The sequence below is a fragment of the Arthrobacter sp. 05L417 genome (assembly GCF_056397865.1).
Window position 1 is genome coordinate 1 of sequence record NZ_JBFTOG010000121.1, and the last position, 503, is coordinate 503.

Here is a 503-nt window from a genome sequence, read left to right on the forward strand (position 1 = left end):
ATGATCCAGGACCTGGTGAAGTTCACCGACGACCCCGCCGTGCGGCACCGGATCGTGTTCCTGCCCAACTACGACATCGCCATGGCCCGCACCCTGTTCCCGGGCTGCGACGTGTGGCTGAACAACCCGCTCCGGCCCCTGGAGGCCTGCGGGACCTCCGGGATGAAGGCGGCCATCAACGGCTCCCTGAACCTCTCGGTCCTGGACGGCTGGTGGGATGAGATGTACGACGGCGAGAACGGCTGGGCGATCCCCACCGCGAACAACGACGCCTCACCCACCGAACGCGATGACATCGAAGCSGCCGCGCTCTACGAGCTCCTGGAGACCCAGGTGGCCCCGCGCTTCTACGGCTCCACGGTCTCCGCGGAAGCCGGCGCGGCCGGGCCCTCGCAGTCCGGCCCGGAAGCGATCCCGACGCACTGGGTCTCCATGATCAAGCACACCCTGGCCCACCTCGGCCCGGCCGTCTCGGCCGACCGGATGCTCCAGGACTACGTCAA

General features: G+C 68.5%; 1 protein-coding gene. It reads left to right on the forward strand.

Features of this window, described 5'->3' with window-relative positions:
• Window positions 1–503 (forward strand): alpha-glucan family phosphorylase (glgP, locus tag AC1DJW_RS26585; RefSeq protein ID WP_476902971.1); only part of this gene is annotated, 503 nt, incomplete at both ends.